The following is a 16,055-nucleotide window of genomic DNA, read 5'->3' as shown; positions in this document are numbered from 1 at the left end:
ACCGGTTGAGGCGGAACAGAGACCTGAGGCATGGACAAACCGTGCCATGTCCACCGCTCCAGGGACCGGATCACACGCCCGGGGCGCGCCGAACGAGCGTCAATTCGTGTAGGAACATATGGCACATTTGATACGTTTTGAGCCATGCCGAGGATGGTGGATGTGACGGCGCGGTTCGCCGCTGGAAGCTCAGGCATCGCCCGGGTGGGTGCCGGTCGGCGTGTGAGCGGCAGTCGGGCACGGGCCGGTGCGCCCGTGTGCCGTCCTGACGCGCCGCGGATCCCCGATCCCCACCGCCCGGTCGCGAGCGGACGCATCCGTACCCGCCGAGGACGCCGCCCGTCGCACGCGGTCTGTGCCATGATCCTCGCGCTCGTGTGGGCGCTGGGCTGGGTCGTGATCGGCCCGTCCGACACCGCCCGGGCCGCGACCGCGTGTACGGCGAGCCTGTGCGTCCTCAGCCCGAGCACGGCGAACGCCCTGTACCTCCACCCCGGCAGCATTCACGTCACCGGCAGCATTCTGGTGAACTCGACGAACAGTCAGGCGGCGCTCGTCAGCGGTACCGCCTCGGTCACCGCGACCGGCGGCACCATCGGCGGCCCGGCGGCGCCGGCCGGCTTCGCCACCTCGGGCGGCGGCTCGTACAACCCGGCCCCGACCAACCAGCCCGCCGTCACCGACCCGTACGCCGCCCTGGCCCAGTGCCCGGCCGCGTCGGCCTGTCCCACGACACCGGCCACGCCGTATCCCGTCGTCAACCATGCCACCGGGAACCAGACCATCAGCCCGGGGGTGTACTCCACCATCTCGTCCCTGGCCGGCACACTCACGCTCAATCCCGGCACGTACGTCGTCACCACCGGCATGACGATCTCCGGCGGGAAGCTGAACGGCACGGGTGTGACGATCTACCTCGCCTGTCCCACCTACCCGGTGGCGTGTGCGACGTCCACCACCGGCGCGTCCTTCACCGACCAGACCGGAGGCAAATCCACTCTCAGCGCACCGACCACGGGGGCTTTCACCGGTCTGACGTTCATCGCCGACCGCAACAACACCGCGGCGGTCACGGTCTCGGGGAACGGCACGTGGATCACCGGCGGCGGCGCGATCTACACCGCTTCGGGGAAGGTGGTGGCCACATCCGGAGGCAAGGCCAGCTTCACCCGCGCGGTCGTGGGCACCGTCGAGACCAGCGGCAGCAACAGCTCCCAGCTCACCGTCATTCCGAACACGGGCACGCTGTCGATCAGCCTGCCGTCCGCCGCGGGCCTCGGCAGCGCGGCACCCGGCGGCACCGTCAGCGCGGCCCTCGGCTCGGTGACCGTCTCGGACGGGCGAGGACTGGCCACCAGCACATGGACGGCGACGGTGTCCGCCACGAACTTCACCACCGGCGGTGCGACGTCCGCCGAGACGATCACCACCACGAACGCCTCCTACTGGTCCGGGCCCGCGACCAGCACGAACGGCACCGTGACGGCCTCACCGGGCCAGAGCGACGCCTCGGCCAAACAGACACTCGGCAGTTCGAGATCCGCCTTCGCCTCCACCGGCAACGGGAACAGCTCCACGAGCTGGAGCCCCACGGTGGTGATCACCGTCCCCGCCGCCGGAGTGGCCGGCACCTACACGGGCACCGTGACCCACTCCGTCGCCTGACTGAGGCGATCCGCAGGAGAACGGGTCAGCCGTGACCCAGATCGAGACCGCCCCCTCGGCGATGCAGTGGACGACGCCCACAACCACACCGCCGGGTGCATGCCCGATCCGCGTGCACGGCGGTCAACCGCACAGCGCGGCCCGGCCGCCTGGGGGGGTTGGGCAGCCGGGCCGAACACGGGCAGGCGACAGCGCGCCGCCCCACCCGCACCACGACAGGGCCGGCATCGGCTGAAATCAGGCAGGCCAGGTGCCGGTCAGCTGCGGCTCAGCGGGCGGCGAAGCCTCCGGGAGATCATTCCCGGGAAGCTGCGGGCCTGGTTCCTCACCGAGCACGGAACGAGGATCGCCGAGACGTTCCCGGAGCCGGAGGGCGTGGCGTCGCCGCCACTGCCCGGCGACAGGACCGCGGCGCGGCTGCGACTCGGACACATCCTGGCCGTGGTGCGCACCCAGGTGGTGTTCGTGCTCGTGATGCGGAGTCCGACGGGTCGGTACTGTCCGTCCGACTGCGGTTCGGGGTCCCGGTGGATCGTGCGTGATCCTGCACCTGTCCGCAGCCTGTCGTGAAGCCGTCTGGATCCCAGTCCTATTGCCGCTTCGTGGCAGGCTGCGCACACTGCTGGGATGCGCTTCTCCATCAACATCCCCAACTTCGGTGACTTCGCCGACCCCCGTAACGTCGCGACGGTGGCGACTGCCGCCGAACAGGCCGGCTGGGACGGGCTCTTCGTTTGGGACCACGTCCTGCACCGCCAGCACCAGGGGCGTCCCTTCGGAGATCCCTGGATGCTGCTGACCGCAGCCGCGCTGGCGACCTCCCGGATCCGACTGGGCACCCTGCTGACGCCGGTCCCCCGCTACCGCCCGCAGCAACTGGCCCGCGTGGTGGCCACCCTGGACAACCTCAGCGGCGGTCGGGTGATCTTCGCCGCGGGCCTGGGAGGCCCGATCGAGGACGAATACCGCAGCTTCGGCGACGCCGCCGAGCCACACATCCTTGCCGAGCGGCTGGACGAGGGACTGGAGCTGTTGGAGCGTTTCTGGTCAGGCGGGCCGGTGAACCACTCTGGCGGACACTACGAGGTCCACGACGTGACGCTGCTGCCCGCCAGCGTGCAACGGCCCGGTCCTCCAGTGTGGATCGGCGGGTTCTGGCCGCGTCGTCCTCCCATGCGGCGGGCAGCGCGGTGGGACGGCGCGGTGCCGCTGTTCGAGACGGCCCGGCATGGACATGTGCCAGATGTGGCGGAGGTACGGGATCTTGTCGGCTTTGTACGCAAGCACCGTACGGCCGGGGCCGAGCGCCCCTTCGAGTTCGTGCTCGGCGGTGCCACGCCCCCGGACGCAGCGAAGGCCAAGGACGTGATCGGCCCGCTGCACGACGCCGGCGCCACCTGGTGGGACGAGCGACAGGTCCAGACCGGACCTGACCTGGACCGCCTTGCCCCAGTGCTGCGCCGCATCGAGGCCGGGCCACCGGTGATCTGATCAGGGCTGTGACCTGAGCACCGGCCGTCGATCCCCAAGGGGATGCCCGTGCTCGTCGACGAGCTGAGGCGAGGATCTCGGCGACTGCAACACGTAGTCGACCGCAACGCCCGTCCGGAGCCCGGTGGAGGACGTGCGGTGGAGGCCTCGGCGGCCGCGCTGCCGCTGGCCGGTCGGCTGACGGCCCGCCGCCAACCCCGGCGGCAGGCAGGCCCGCCACCGGGGGTTCGCTGTCGGGGGTCCGGGGCACAGGCGGTCGGGGAGATCCGATCCCTCACCAGGTCACACCGACGTAACCGGCCCGCAGCACCGCCGACCACCCGCCCCGCTAGGCTCGGGAGCACCGCCGAACAGGCCTGATGCCCGAGGAGACCCGTGCCCCGGTCCGCCCGCCGCCCACCCGACTGGCTGGCCCACCCGCTGCGCTGGCAGCGCGCGCCCGTGCCCTGGCCCGCGATGCTGCGCGGCGCCCTCGGTATGGGCCCGCTGCTCGGCGCCGCAATCGCCGCCGGCCGCCCCGAGGCCGGCCTGCTCGCGGGGCTGGGCGCGCTGTTCGCCGGCATCAACGACCGGCCCGGCACCGGCCGGGCGGGCGCGCTGCAGATCGGCGTGCCGGCCCTGGGCGGCGCCCTCGGCCTGCTGCTCGGCGTCGCCGCCGGCTGGTGGGCGGTACCGCTGCTGCTGACGGTGGGTCTGCTGTCGGGGGCGGTCAGCGTCGCCGGACCGGTCTGCTCGGCGGCGGCGCTCCAACTGCTGGTCCTCACCGCGGTGGGCGGCGGCATGGCGCTGGACCTGCCGGGCTGGGCCAGGGCCGCCGCGTTCCTGACCGGCGCCGGCTGGCTGCTCCTGCTGCGCCTGCTGCTGCGCCGCCCGGCGCTGCGCCTGCACCGCCACCACGGCGAACGGCTCGCGGTCGCCGCCGTCTTCGACGCGCTCGCCGACGCCCTGGACGCTGTCGGAACCCCGGGCGCCGAACCCGCCCGCCGTCGGCTGACCGCCGCCCTCGACCGCGCCGACCAGGCCCTGCGCCTGCACCGCCTGCTCCGGCTGCCCGGCCGCGCCCGTACCGAGGAGGCCGAGCTCGCCGGGCGCCTTGCCGCCGCGGCCGCGCTGTGCGAGGCGAGCGTCGCCCTGCTCTGGGAAGGTGCGCGGCTGCCGGTCCGGATCTCCACCGGCCCACGCCGCCTGGCCGAGGCCGTCCGCGCTGGCGGCAACCCGGGCGCCCTGCCCGCCCCGCTCTCCGACACCCCGGCCCGCACCGCCTTCGACCGCGCCGTCCTCGACGCCGGCCTGGTCTTCGCCGGCGCGCCGGCCCCCACCCGGCCGCCCGCGCCCAAGGGCCTCGGCGGCGTACACCCGGCGAGCCCGGCCGGCCGGGAGTACGGGTTTCGGGTTGCCGTCTGCGTCACCATGAGCACCGTGGTCGCCCTGCTGCTGCACACCGAGCACTGGTACTGGCTGCCGGTCACCGCGGCGTTCCTGGTCAAGCCCGACTTCGGCCCGCTGTTCTCCCGGGTGGTCAACCGTTTCGCCGGCACCGCCCTCGGGGTACTGCTGTCCGCCGCCGTCACGGCGGCCGCCGACCGGACGTGGCTGCCCGTCGCGACCGTGGTCCTCACCGGCGCGCTCATCCCGGTGGCGGCCCGGCACTTCGCGCTGCAGACCGCCGTCGTCACACTCACCGTGCTCGCCTTCGTCTCGGCCGCGGGCGACCGCCAGGCCGCCCCGTCCCGACTCGCCGACACCGCCCTGGCCTGCGCCATCGTCCTGCTGGCCGGCCACCTGCCCAGGCTCGCCGACACCCGGGCCCGGGTCGGCCACCGCTGCGCCCACGCCCTGCGCAGCACCCGCCGCTACCTGGACCATGTGCTCACCGGCGCCCCCGGGCAGCAGCACCGCGCCGACCTGCGCCGTTCCGCCTACCGGGCCCTCGCCGAGGCCCGGGCCGCCGCCGAGGGCGCGGCCGCCGAACTCACCACCGGCCCCGACCTCGACTGGCTCAGAGTCACCACCGGCGCCGAGCGCATCGCGGACGCCGCCACCGCCTGCGCCGTCCGCATCGAACACGGCTCACCCCGGCCCGGCCGGCCGGCCGCCCGTCAGGTCACCGCCGCCCTCGACGCCCTGGCCGACGCCCTGGACAGCCGCGACCCCGCCACGCCCCGGACCGCGCCGACCACCTCTACGGACTGCCGGACCCTGGACGACATCCTCACCGAACTCCACCGCATCCAGGCGCTCACCTCCGCGGCCTGACCGGCCACCCTTCAACCCGGCCAACGCGCAGGGCGCCTGCCTCGGCGGTCCGGTGCTCGGCGAGGGCCTCGGCTGGACCTCGCCCACCCTGGTCGGGGCCGGGCCCGCGGCCGCGGGCTGCGTCACCCGCCGGCACCTGGTGGGCCGGGGTGGTCCAGGGACGGTTCGCCGTCACCGGCTACTACCACTGGTTCACCTGGATGAGCCGGACCGCGTCGGGGCCGTCGGTGGTCGGGTTCTGCCTGCTCTCCGTCGCCCTGGGGGCGGCGGTCGGGCTGGCGGTGCGCCGGGTCGTCGCCTCGATCGTCGTCACGGCCGTCCTCACCCTCGCCGTACGGTTCGCGCTGGACGCCGGGCGCTACCTGTTCGCGCCGGCCCGTGAGGCGTTCGCCGACGTCAAGATGGCCGGCCCGCTGCCGTCCGATCAGATGCACATGGTCCAGAGCGGGCACCTGCCGACGAACACCCCGCTCGAATCGGACGTGGTGGGGAACGGCCTGCTCACCGGCGACGGCCTGCGGATCCCGTTGCAGGGCGACTGGATGGGCCGGCTGGCGGACGGGACGGGCGAGTGCCCGACCCGTCCGAGTGCCTGGCCCACCACGACACCATCGTGCAGGCGTACGCGACCTACCACCCGCCCGCCGACGAGTGGGTGATGCACTGGACCCAGGCCGGTCTGACCCTGGCGGTCACCGTGGTGCTGATCGGCTTCTGCGCGCTGTGGTCCGGCGCGTGCGCTGAGCGGCAGGGTTCGCGTGAACCGGGCAGGGCTTCCTTCCGGGAGCCCTGCCTTTCGCTTGCCCGGTCCTGGTCCCGGCCGGCGCGCGGCAAGTCTGCAATGCCTCGGGTGGGCGGACCGGGTCGGTGGTGTGTTGTCCGCGGACAACACACCGCTGCGGGCCGTGGTGGAGCCGGACCGGGGCCGCTCGGCGCGGACGGGTCAGGACTTGACGGCTCCGGCGGTGATGCCGCCGACGATGTGCCGGCTGAGCAGGACGAAGACCAGGAGCAGCGGCGCGGTGCCGATCAGCGTCCCGGCGAGGACGACGGCCTGATCGGAGTCGTACGAGCCGCCGCCGAGACCGGCCAGGGCCACCTGGACGGTCGGGTTGCCCGGGCTGAGCGCGATCATCGGCCAGAAGAAGTCGTTCCACGACTGGACGAACACCAGCATCCCGAGGACGGCCATGCCGGGCCGCGCGATCGGCAGCACGACGCTGACCATGATCCGCAGGCTGCTCGCGCCGTCGACCCGGGCGGCTTCGACGAGCTCGGTGGGAAGCGCCGTCGACAGGAAGCGCCGCATGAACAGCACACCGAACGCGGCGACCAGGTTGGGCAGGATGACGGAGGGCAGGTGGTCGGTCCAGTGCAGCTGCGCCATGACCCGGTAGAGCGGGATCACACCGAGTTGGGAGGGGACGGTCATGGTGGCCGCCGTCAGGCCGAGCAGGGCGCCGCGACCGCGGAAGCGCAGCTTGGCGAACGCGAAGCCCGCCAGGGTGGCGAAGAGCACCGTGCCGACGGTGACACAGCCCGCCACCACGACGGAGTTGACCAGCGCCCGCCCCATGTGGACCTGGTTCCAGGCGATGTCCAGGTTCCGCGCCAGGTTGCCGCCCGGGAGGAGCGCGGGAGGGGTCCGGGCGATCCGCCCGTTGGACGTCGACGCGCCGACCAGTGCCCAGTACAGCGGGAACAGGAAGACCAGCGCCGTCAGGGCCAGCAACGCGTAGGTGAGGGGTCCGGGCCGGTCGATGCCCGGGACTCCCATCGGGGTCCGGTGGGGGCGGGGAGGAGCCGGGGCCTGTCCGATGGTCGGGGGCGTGTCGGGCACCGGGATCAGCCCCTTCCGCCGGCGCGCCTGATCCGGCCGACCGCGAAGCCGGTCGCACCGATCAGCAGCGTGATCACCACCATGACCCAGGCCACCGCGGCGGCGCGGCCGAGGCGGAACGCGTACCAGCCCTCGTCGTACAGGTACAGGCCGATGGTCTGGTACTGGTGGGCCGAGCCGCCGCTGTGCCCGGTGGAGCCGCCGAACAGCAGCGGCTCGCCGAAGAGTTGGGTGGCCCCGATGGCGGACACCAGGACCGTGAACGCCACCGTGGCCCGGATGGACGGCAGGGTGACGTGCCGGAACTGGTGCCAGCGGCCGGCCCCGTCGAGCGCCGCCGTCTCGTACAGGTCGCGGGGGACGGCCTGCATGGCGGCGAGGTAGATCAGGGCGTTGTAGCCGGTCCAGCGCCAGACGACGATGACGGAGACGGCGACCTGTGAGCTCCACCTGCCGCCCTCCCAGTCGACGCCTCCGACGCCGATCCGGCCGAGCAGCCAGTTGATCGCTCCGAAGTCACGCCCGAACAGCAGCGAGAAGACCAGGGTGGCCGCGGCGATCGAGGTCGCGTACGGGGCGAGCATCGCGATCCGGAGGAAGCCCCGGCCGCGGAGGCGGTGGTTGAGCAGGTGGGCCAGGCCGAGGGCCAGCAGGAGCTGCGGCACGGTCGACAGCACGCCGATGGTGAGGGTGTTGCGCAGTGCGTTCCAGAACAGGTCGTCGTGGAGCAGCTTGGCGTAGTTGCCCAGGCCGAGCCACCGCATGTCGTCCAGCGAGACGAGGCTGACGCCGTGCAGCGAGATCCAGGCCGTATAGAGCAGCGGGAACAGGCCGAAGCCCGCGAAGCAGAGGAAGAAGGGTGCGACGAAGGCGTACGGAGAGGCCTTCACGTCGAACCTGTGCAGGTGGGAACGGAGTGGCCGCCGGTGGCGCGGTGAAGCGGGCCGCCGGCGCTCGGGCGGGTCGGTCTGAACGGTGTACACGTGCTGGTCTTCTCTGGAGGAGCTGCGGCCTGGTGAGCCGGGCGGCGGTCGCGCAGGGAGGGCGGTCACACCGGGAGGGCGGATGGGCGGATGGGCGTGGGCGGGGTTCAGTCGCCGACCTTGCCGTCGATCTCCCTCGTCGCGGCGGACCACGCCTCGGCGGCCGGGCGCCGGTGCTGTTCGACGCTGAGCAGGGTGTTCGTGAGGCAGTTCTTGACCAGGCCGTCCCATTCGCCGATCACGGCGGGCTGGACGGAGGTCGCCGCGGCAACGTAGATCCGCCCGGTGGGGGCGTCCCCGAAGTAGTCCAGCGCCGCGTGCTGCACCTCGGGCCGGTCCAGCGCGGTCGCGTTGGACGGCAGGTTGCCGGCCCGGACGAACACCTTCGCCTGCTGCTCGGGTGCGGTGAGCCACACGGCGAGGGCTTCGGCCTCCTTACGGTGGCGGCCGGCCCTGGGGACGGAGAGGAAGGAGCCACCCCAGTTGCCGGCCGCCGGAGCCGCGGCGATGTCCCACTTGCCCCGGTTGGCCTCCCCGGACTTGCCGGAGATGATGGCCGTCATCCACGACGGGCAGGCGACGGTGGCGAACTCGGAGTTGGCGAAGGCCTGGTTCCACTGGGGATCGAACTGCTTGAGCCCGGCACTGATGCCCGCTTGGGCGGCGCTGAGGGAGAGGTCCCACGCGCTCCGCACTCCGGGACTGTTCCGGTAGTCCAGTCGGCCGCCGTCGTCGTCGTACTGGGGGCTGCCCGAGGCGACCACGGCGTTGAACAGGCCGCTCGTGGAGTCGATGAAGTGGGTGCCGGCGGGTGCCGCGGCCTGGAACCGCCTGCCGACCTCGACGAACCGCGCCCAGTCCCCCTGCCAGAGCCGGCCCACCTCGTCGCGGTCGGTGGGCAGGCCGGCCTGCTGGAAGAGGTCCTTGCGGTAGCACACCGCCGTCGGGCCGATGTCCGTGCCGAGGGCGACGGTACGGCCGTCCGGCGTGGTGGCCTGCTGCCACTTCCACGGGAGGAAGGCGCTCCGGTCGACCCCTTCGGCGTTGCCGAGATCGGCGAACTTGTCGACCTGCTTGACCACTTGGGCGATCCGGCCGACCTCGACGGCCTGGATGTCGTCCAGCCCGCGCCCGGCGGCGAGACGGGTCTGGAACGCCGGGTAGTAGGTGTTCTCGTCCTGGACGTTGTGTTCGACGACGGTGATTCCCGGATGGGTGGTCATGTACTCATTGAACAAGCCGGCTTCCTTGTACCCGAAGGTGCCGAAGTCGCCGATGGTCAGGGTGATCCCGCGGCCCGCGTCGTCGACGTCCGTCGGGTCGAGGTCGCCCGCGACGCCGCAGCCGCCGACGAGGGCGACGCAGAGTCCCAGCACCGACGCGGCCCGGGAAGCGCGCCTGGCCGTCGAAGCCGTTCCGGGTATGCGCATGCCGAAGTCCTCTTGTCCAGAAGTTCCGAGGGGTGCGCCGCCGACGGGACCCAGCTTGCCGACGTGATGGTGGGCGTGGCTGTGGGAGCGCTTTCACCGAGATGTGAGAAGAGTGCTTTCTGATCTGATGACATGTCAAGCCGACTCGATCATGGTGTCGGTGTGGCATCCGTGCCGGACGGCGACCGCGCCGGCCCCGGCCCTCCTCGGCGCAGGGCGATGCGTGCACCAACCGCACCACGGGGATCCGGGCCGGTGGATCCGGGGCCGGCGGATCCGACGCGGGCGGGCGGAGGGGCGGACGGGCGCAGGGGCGGAGGGGTGCGTGGGAGCGCTCTTACCGGCGTGTAGGATCGCCCGTGCCCGAGAAGTACGCGCGTCTCCGGACCGGCCGACTCCGGGGATGACCCCGCCGTCCCGTTCCGATCGGTCGCGCCGTGAACCGCGCCGGAGTGTGGCCATGCCCCGAACCGAACAGTCGGGACCCGGGTCGGCCCGGTCTGCCGGCCGACCGACGCTGGAGGACGTGGCCGCGCGCGCGGGAGTCGGCCGGGGAACGGTCTCGCGCGTCGTCAACGGGTCACCCAAGGTGAGTGCCAAGGCCAGGCAGGACGTCGAGCGGGCGATCGCCGAACTCGGCTACGTGCCGAACCAGGCGGCGCGGTCCCTGGTCACCTCGCGGACCGATGTCATCGCCCTGGTCGTCCCGGAGAGCTTCGCGCGACTGCGCTCCGAGCCGTACTTCTCGGACGTCATCGCCGGGATCTCCGACGCACTCGCCGCGACCGACCTGCAGTTGCTGCTGATCCTGGTCCGCAACGAGCACGAGCGCGAGCGTCTGACCCGCTACCTCACGGCGCGCCGGGTCGACGGCGTGCTCCTGGTTTCGGTCCGCCGGGACGACCCGCTGCCCGATCTGCTCGACCGGCTCGACCTGCCGGCGGTGTTGGGCGGTCGCCGTTCCGAGCGGGAACCGCTGAGCTATGTCCACGCGGACAACGCGGGTGGGGCTCGGGCCGCGGTTCGGCACCTGATCGCGCGCGACAGTGCCGCGGTGGCCACGATCACGGGGCCGCTCGACATGGAGGCGGCCGGAGCGCGCCTGGCGGGGTACCGGGAGGCGGTCGCGGAGGCCGGCCTCACGCTGGACGACGCGCTCGTCGCCACCGGGGACTTCACCGAACCGGGCGGCTACGCGGCGATGCGCGAGCTCCTGGACCGGGTGCCCACCCTCGACGCCGTGTTCTGCGCCTCCGACCTGATGGCCGTCGGCGCGTTCCGGGCGCTGCGCGAGGCGGGGCGGCGCGTGCCGGACGACGTGCGGGTCGTCGGCTTCGACGATTCCGTGATCGCCCGGAGCACCGAGCCCCCGCTCACCAGCGTTCGCCAACCGACGGAGGCGATGGGGCGGTTGATGGTCCAACTGCTGCTCGACGAGATCGCCGAACCCGGGCGGCCCCGTCGTCAGATGGTCCTGCCGACCGAACTGGTGGTCCGGGCGTCGGCCTGACGTCCCCTTGGCTGCCGTGAGGTGTCCGGCGGCCGCACGGTCGTCGACCCTCCTTGTCGGCCTTCCTCGTCCGGACTCCGGGTTCCTCGGGCCTCCGCGCCTGGACGCCGCATCCCGCCATCCGTTTCGCGCGGTCCGCCGCGTGTCACGGCTTCGCCGCTGTTAAGTGCTGCTACGCTCCCGATGGGGTTTGGGAGCGCTCCCAAACCCCAGACTGATCGTGGATCCTCCCTCGTGCGGGGGCTGAGGGGGGAGATGGTGGGTCCACGTTCCGTGCCGTCCGCCGTTTCGTCGGCTCCAGAACGGCCGGAGGGGACCCGACGCACTTGTGGCAAGGAATGCGGGGCAGGAATGCTGGGGGTGAATGTGTCAAGGGCACGACAGATGGACGCAGGATTCGGGGACATGCTGAGAGCACTTCGTCATGAGGCGGGACTCACACACGAGGAGCTGGCCCGGCGTTCCCAGGTCAGTGTGAGGACGATCAGCGACATCGAGCGGGGCCGGGTGCGGCGGCCCCATCGCCGTTCGGTCCAGCAGCTCGCTGCCGCACTCGATCTGGGCGCCGCACACTTGGAACGGTTCCTCCGCGCCGCGCGGTCCCTCTCCAGCGACGGACCGGACCGACCGCACGAGGGGTCGGAACTCCCGCACGACGGGCCGGGCCTCCCGCACGACGGGCCGGGCCTCCCGCACGACGGACCGGGTCTGTCGGACGACGGACGAGGCTTTCCATACGAAGCCGGGGCGGCGGGCGAGCCGCAGTCCGCGCTGGTCGTGATGGTGGTACCGCTGAAGAACACCGGTGGGAACGGCCCGTGTTGCCGACGTCGCCGGCGCTGCTCGCAGCCCCGCCCGGCATCGCGGTCGGCCGCGCCCGTCACGGTGCCCAGCCCCGTGCCCGGTAGGACACCAGCTTCTCCCTCGTGAGGGCCCGCAGGTCGTCCAGGCACCCGTAGTGCGCGGCGAGGGCCACCGCGCAGCGGACGACGTCGAGGACCTCCTTCGCCAGGTCCTCGACGTCGGCCGGCCCGTGGCGCTCCGTCTTCCGGCCCATCCCCTCCAGGTGGTTGACGCACTGGGCCAGTTCGCCGCTCTCCTCGGAGAGCCGGGCGACGAGGTGGAAGGCCCCGTTGTGCGCGGGGAATCGGTTGGCCGTTGCGGCGACCAGGTCGACGACGTCGTCGAGCCAGTCGGATGCGGGCGGGCGCACGGTGCTCCTGGGACTGGCGTCGGGGGGTTCGATGCGGTGCCGAGGGCGGGTCACGAGCGGTGTGCCCCGTTGCCCGCCGGGCTCCGGTATCCGGTCAGTGCTCGGCGCACCAGGGCTCGCTCCGCGTCCAACGCGTGCCGGGTTCGCGGTGCCACCTGCGGGGCGATCCGGTCGAGCCGCAGCAGCTCGGCGCGCAGGGTCTCCCGGTCGGCGCCACCACGGCGCAGTCGATCCGCGAGGGTGTCCCAGCACAGTCGCACCGTCCGGGGGCCGGCGAAGGACGCCCTGCGGCGCGCGCGGCCCTCGAACCCCCAACTCGCGTACTGGCCCGCGCCCGTACGGAGGAGCATCAGCGGGGCCTCCGCCGCGTCGATGCCCATCGCGCTCTCGTTGAAGCCGCTCACCAGGGTGAATCCGGTGTACATCGGTCGGCTGAGGCCGCCCTGGAACATCTCATGGATGCTCGTGCCCTTCACGAACACGCAGTCGGCCGCGGCGAGGCGGGCCGCCAGGTCGGGGGACAGTTTGCGGAGGTTGGCGGTCGCCATCGCCGGGCCGGAGCGACACAGCGTCGCCGGAGCCAGGTTCGCGGTGACCCCGAGCCGGTGCATGGCGGGGGACGCCAGGAGCCGGCGCACGTACCCGGTGTCGGCGTCGGTGTAGCAGGGCAGGGACTTCGGCACCATCGTGATGCGAAGACGGGGGTTCAGCTCGGCCAGCCGGCTGAGCGCCAGCAGGTCGAAGGCGGTCTCCGGGCAGTCGTCGAAGAACCACACCAGCCGGGTCGGGCGGTCCAGCACCTCCCCCAGGAAGGACGGGGTGTCGTCCACGACCGGGACGCGTTCGGCCCGTTCGGCGAAGGCGGACCACAGTCGGGCTGCCGCGGCTTCCGGGTCCTCGTCCGGCCGCAGGTCCAAGGCGAGCCCCGGCCGGGGAACCCGCAGCTTCCGCTCGGCGCCGAGCAGGCCCGCCGCGAGGCTGAAGCGGAGCAGCCGGGCCACGTCCCCGCGGCAGTGCTCGACGACGCGCGGGGCGAGGGCGAGGGACACCCGACGCCCCAGGGCGGCGTAGCCGGCGTGCGTCGCCAGCGGAGCGCGCGCGTCGCCGAGGGCGCAGTGCGCGATCACGCGGTCGACCACCGAGGTCAGCTCCTGGTTCCACAGACCGTCCGCCACTCGCTCGCCGCCGTACCGGTGCTCCAGCAGCCGCAGCGCCTCACCGGCGCAGAACTCGGCGATGGCGGCCGTCGCGGCCGGATCCGTGCCGGGGAGGGCCCCTCGCACCTTCCCCGCGACGCTCCGCGCCATCCAGGCTTCGAAGTCCTCCTCACCGGCGTCCAGCGGGACGCTCCCGGCGATCCGCTCCGCGACGGTGAAGCCGTCGGGAGCGAAGTCGGGGCGGGACAGGGGATGGCTCCCCCCGTCCCGCGCCGAGTCGTCGCACAGCAGTCGGGCGAGCTGACGCGAGTCCCCCAGGTCGAGGGGGTGGAGGCCGGCCCGGTGCAACTGCGGTCGACCGAAGGGCTGTTGGGCGGTCGGGGGCGGCACGTCCGCCCAGGTCCGCCCCATTACCGGGAGACTCCCGTGCCGGAGCCGGAGCCGGAGCCGGAGCCGGAGCCGGCGACGGTGACGCCGGCCGGGGAGATCTGCACCGACTGTCCGTCCCGCAGCAGCTCCCTGGCGCGCGGGAGGACGACGGCGGGCACCCCGCGCTCGCGCAGGACGATGGCCGTGTGGCAGAGCAGGTTCCCGCGTTCGAACACGAAGCCGCTCGCCACGTCGACCAGGGGGATGAGGCCGGCCGAGGGGTACTCGGCCACGATGACCGGGGCGTCGGTGGCGCGGGCGGCGGCGACCGTCGCGGTGATGGCGTCGTCCGCCATGATCGCGGTGTTGTCGGAGCCGAAGCCGACGACGCTCACGTCCCACGCACGGGCCAGGTCGTCGAGCGCGGCGATGTCGGGCACGACGAGGGCGGTGCCGATCACGGATCCGCTCGCGATGACGTGCCCGGCATCCGGTCCGGCGCCCAGCGGGTGCAGGCGGCGGCCTTCCAGGCTGACGTCCCGGACCATGGCGTGTTCCGCCCGGCTGTACCACTCCAGCCGGGCTTCCCCCAGGGCGCCGCACATCGCCCGGGTGGTGCGCGCGACGTCACGGATCTCCCGGTCCGAGCGGTCGAAGGCGTAGGGGGCCGTGGACTGCGGGTGCCACCACCAGCCGTCCCCGGGCCGGATGGTGCACCGCCGGTTGAACACGGCGACGTTGCGGCGGTGCACGGCGCCCCGCTCGTCCACGGTGAAGACCGAGGGGACCAACGAGCCCTCCTTGATCCCGGGGAGGCCGGCGGGGAAGGCCTCGACGATGACGGTGCCGTCGGAGAGGACGGTCGAGAACCCGGAGGCCTCGGCCGGAACGATCTCGCCCAGGTGCACGGCGCTGAACGCCGGATCGGACAGCGGGTTGCGCGCGTGCCCGGCCGCGAGCGCCTCCCCGAGCCGGTCGAGGGGAACGACCTGGTCGGTTCCCCGGGCACTCCAGTTGACCTGGACGAACTCGGTGCGCAGATGGGAGCGCAGCCCTTCGGCGACGCGCTCCGCGCTCTCCGCGCGGTAGACGGCGTAGGCCTCGCGGTACGTCTCCACGCCGGCGGCCTCGCACTGGCGGCGCAGCCAGATGTGCTTCTGCAGCCCGTTCTCCAACCGACGGCGGAGATTGCCCAGGTCGACGTCGTAGAGCTCGGCGACGCGGGCGTCCGGCCACCACCGGTCGGCCGGGGGGAGGGCCGGGCCGCCCGCGCCGGTGATCGGGCGGGCCTGGAGGACGTGCAGGCCCGCGGCGTTCCAGACCCACTCGATGTCCAGCGCGTGCCCGAAGAGGTCCTCGGCGAGCGTGGAGAGCCCGGACAGCCGGGCCCGGAGCTCCGCCGGCAGGTGAGGCGCGGCCGGCCCGCCCTGCTCGTCGGTCGTGGTGACCCGGATGGCCGCGCCCGTGCCCTCGGTGGTGTCGCTGCTGCCCCAGGAGGCCTCGGCGACCGGGCCCGGGACGCGACCCAGCGGGTCCCGGGTGAACGTCACGCCGTGGATCCGCGGCTCGGCCCACCGCTGGACGAAGGCCGCGTACTCGCGCGGCAGGTCGCCCCGGGTGTACGCGTAGGACCGTGCCGTCCACAGGGCCGCCCAGCACCGCCGAAGGGCGGTCAGGACCTCATCGACCGATTCCAGCGGCCCCTCGGAGTGGAAGACGCCGGCGAACGACCGGTCCGTGCCGTCCTCCGCCGGGACGGACGACCGCACCACCACCGGCCCGTCGGCGAGCAGCGGCTCGACGGCCGCGACCACGAGGGCCGTCGCCTCCTCGGGCCACTCCGTCGCCAGGACGGCCCGGCGGATGAGTTCGAGCGATCGACCCGTCCCGGTCGGGACGGCCCGCACCGTGCTGAGCTGTTCGGTGACGACTCCGCCCAGGGCGGTCAGCCGCATGACGTCCCCGAACCAGGCCGAGGTCAGGCAGACGCCGTCCGGGACGGGGACGTCGCACCGGCGCAGCCGCGCCAGGGCCCGGGCCTTGTGGCCGACGTGCGACGGGCCGTGCTGGTCGGCCTCGTGGAGCGGGACGATCCATTCGCTGGTCAAGGGTTTCCTCCTCGTCGGTGGTGGTGATGCGCG

At 73.1% G+C, this 16,055-nt stretch carries 12 protein-coding genes and 1 pseudogene; 6 read left to right on the top strand and 7 right to left on the bottom strand.

Translation table 11 applies throughout. The features are described 5' to 3' along the window. Positions 1-99: 99 nt before the first annotated feature. Positions 100-165: pseudogene (locus tag ACIBH3_RS25895) on the bottom strand (hypothetical protein); the annotation flags it as partial. A 195-nt stretch (positions 166-360) separates the two neighbouring features. Here ACIBH3_RS25895 and ACIBH3_RS25890 point away from each other — a divergent pair. The 4 genes from ACIBH3_RS25890 to ACIBH3_RS25875 all read left to right on the top strand — a co-directional run bounded on the left by ACIBH3_RS25890 (position 361) and on the right by ACIBH3_RS25875 (position 6,071). Further along, positions 361-1,665, top strand: coding sequence for a hypothetical protein (locus tag ACIBH3_RS25890; RefSeq protein ID WP_396314472.1), 1,305 nt, complete (start codon positions 361-363; stop codon positions 1,663-1,665). A gap of 627 nt (positions 1,666-2,292) precedes the next feature. Then, entirely contained in the window at positions 2,293-3,156 is an 864-nt protein-coding gene (locus ACIBH3_RS25885) for an LLM class flavin-dependent oxidoreductase (RefSeq protein ID WP_396314471.1), read from the top strand. A 375-nt stretch (positions 3,157-3,531) separates the two neighbouring features. Further along, positions 3,532-5,412 (top strand): FUSC family protein, encoded by a 1,881-nt coding sequence (locus ACIBH3_RS25880; protein WP_396314470.1) that lies wholly within the window; start codon positions 3,532-3,534, stop codon positions 5,410-5,412. Between the two features lie 149 nt (positions 5,413-5,561). Then, positions 5,562-6,071: a hypothetical protein gene (locus ACIBH3_RS25875; RefSeq protein WP_396314469.1), complete on the top strand. Its 510-nt coding sequence runs from the start codon at positions 5,562-5,564 to the stop codon at positions 6,069-6,071. Positions 6,072-6,355: 284 nt separating this feature from the next. On the opposite strand, the gene ACIBH3_RS25870 is transcribed toward ACIBH3_RS25875, so the two are convergent. The 3 genes from ACIBH3_RS25870 to ACIBH3_RS25860 all read right to left on the bottom strand — a co-directional run bounded on the left by ACIBH3_RS25870 (position 6,356) and on the right by ACIBH3_RS25860 (position 9,665). Next, complete coding sequence (locus ACIBH3_RS25870) at positions 6,356-7,189, bottom strand: carbohydrate ABC transporter permease (protein WP_396314468.1); 834 nt, start codon at positions 7,187-7,189, stop codon at positions 6,356-6,358. Between the two features lie 68 nt (positions 7,190-7,257). Continuing rightward, positions 7,258-8,235 carry a carbohydrate ABC transporter permease gene (locus tag ACIBH3_RS25865; RefSeq protein ID WP_396314467.1) on the bottom strand — a complete coding sequence of 326 codons (978 nt, stop codon included), beginning with the start codon at positions 8,233-8,235 and terminating at the stop codon, positions 7,258-7,260. A gap of 107 nt (positions 8,236-8,342) precedes the next feature. Continuing rightward, entirely contained in the window at positions 8,343-9,665 is a 1,323-nt protein-coding gene (locus ACIBH3_RS25860; protein ID WP_396314466.1) for an ABC transporter substrate-binding protein, read from the bottom strand. Between the two features lie 460 nt (positions 9,666-10,125). Between ACIBH3_RS25860 and ACIBH3_RS25855 the strand changes: the two genes are divergently transcribed. Together ACIBH3_RS25855 and ACIBH3_RS25850 are read left to right on the top strand one after the other, a co-directional pair. Beyond that, positions 10,126-11,175 (top strand): LacI family DNA-binding transcriptional regulator, encoded by a 1,050-nt coding sequence (locus ACIBH3_RS25855; protein WP_396314465.1) that lies wholly within the window; start codon positions 10,126-10,128, stop codon positions 11,173-11,175. Between the two features lie 183 nt (positions 11,176-11,358). Next, entirely contained in the window at positions 11,359-12,105 is a 747-nt protein-coding gene (locus ACIBH3_RS25850; protein ID WP_396314464.1) for a helix-turn-helix transcriptional regulator, read from the top strand. On the opposite strand, the gene ACIBH3_RS25845 is transcribed toward ACIBH3_RS25850, so the two are convergent. The 3 genes from ACIBH3_RS25845 to ACIBH3_RS25835 are packed head-to-tail and all read right to left on the bottom strand — an operon-like array spanning position 12,056 to position 16,022. Next, on the bottom strand, positions 12,056-12,388 hold the full coding sequence (locus ACIBH3_RS25845; RefSeq protein ID WP_396314463.1) for a hypothetical protein: 333 nt from the start codon (positions 12,386-12,388) through the stop codon (positions 12,056-12,058). The genes ACIBH3_RS25850 and ACIBH3_RS25845 overlap by 50 nt on opposite strands. A 50-nt stretch (positions 12,389-12,438) precedes the next feature. Next, positions 12,439-13,956 carry an ARMT1-like domain-containing protein gene (locus ACIBH3_RS25840; protein WP_396314462.1) on the bottom strand — a complete coding sequence of 506 codons (1,518 nt, stop codon included), beginning with the start codon at positions 13,954-13,956 and terminating at the stop codon, positions 12,439-12,441. Then, positions 13,956-16,022 carry a PEP/pyruvate-binding domain-containing protein gene (locus ACIBH3_RS25835; RefSeq protein WP_396314461.1) on the bottom strand — a complete coding sequence of 689 codons (2,067 nt, stop codon included), beginning with the start codon at positions 16,020-16,022 and terminating at the stop codon, positions 13,956-13,958. The genes ACIBH3_RS25840 and ACIBH3_RS25835 overlap by 1 nt, the downstream gene beginning before the upstream one ends. Positions 16,023-16,055 lie beyond the last annotated feature (33 nt).

Source organism: Kitasatospora sp. NPDC050543 (assembly GCF_044457565.1).
Classification (GTDB): domain Bacteria; phylum Actinomycetota; class Actinomycetes; order Streptomycetales; family Streptomycetaceae; genus Kitasatospora.
The sequence above is the reverse complement of the archived record's forward strand: the minus strand, read 5'-3'. Positions and strand labels throughout refer to the sequence as shown.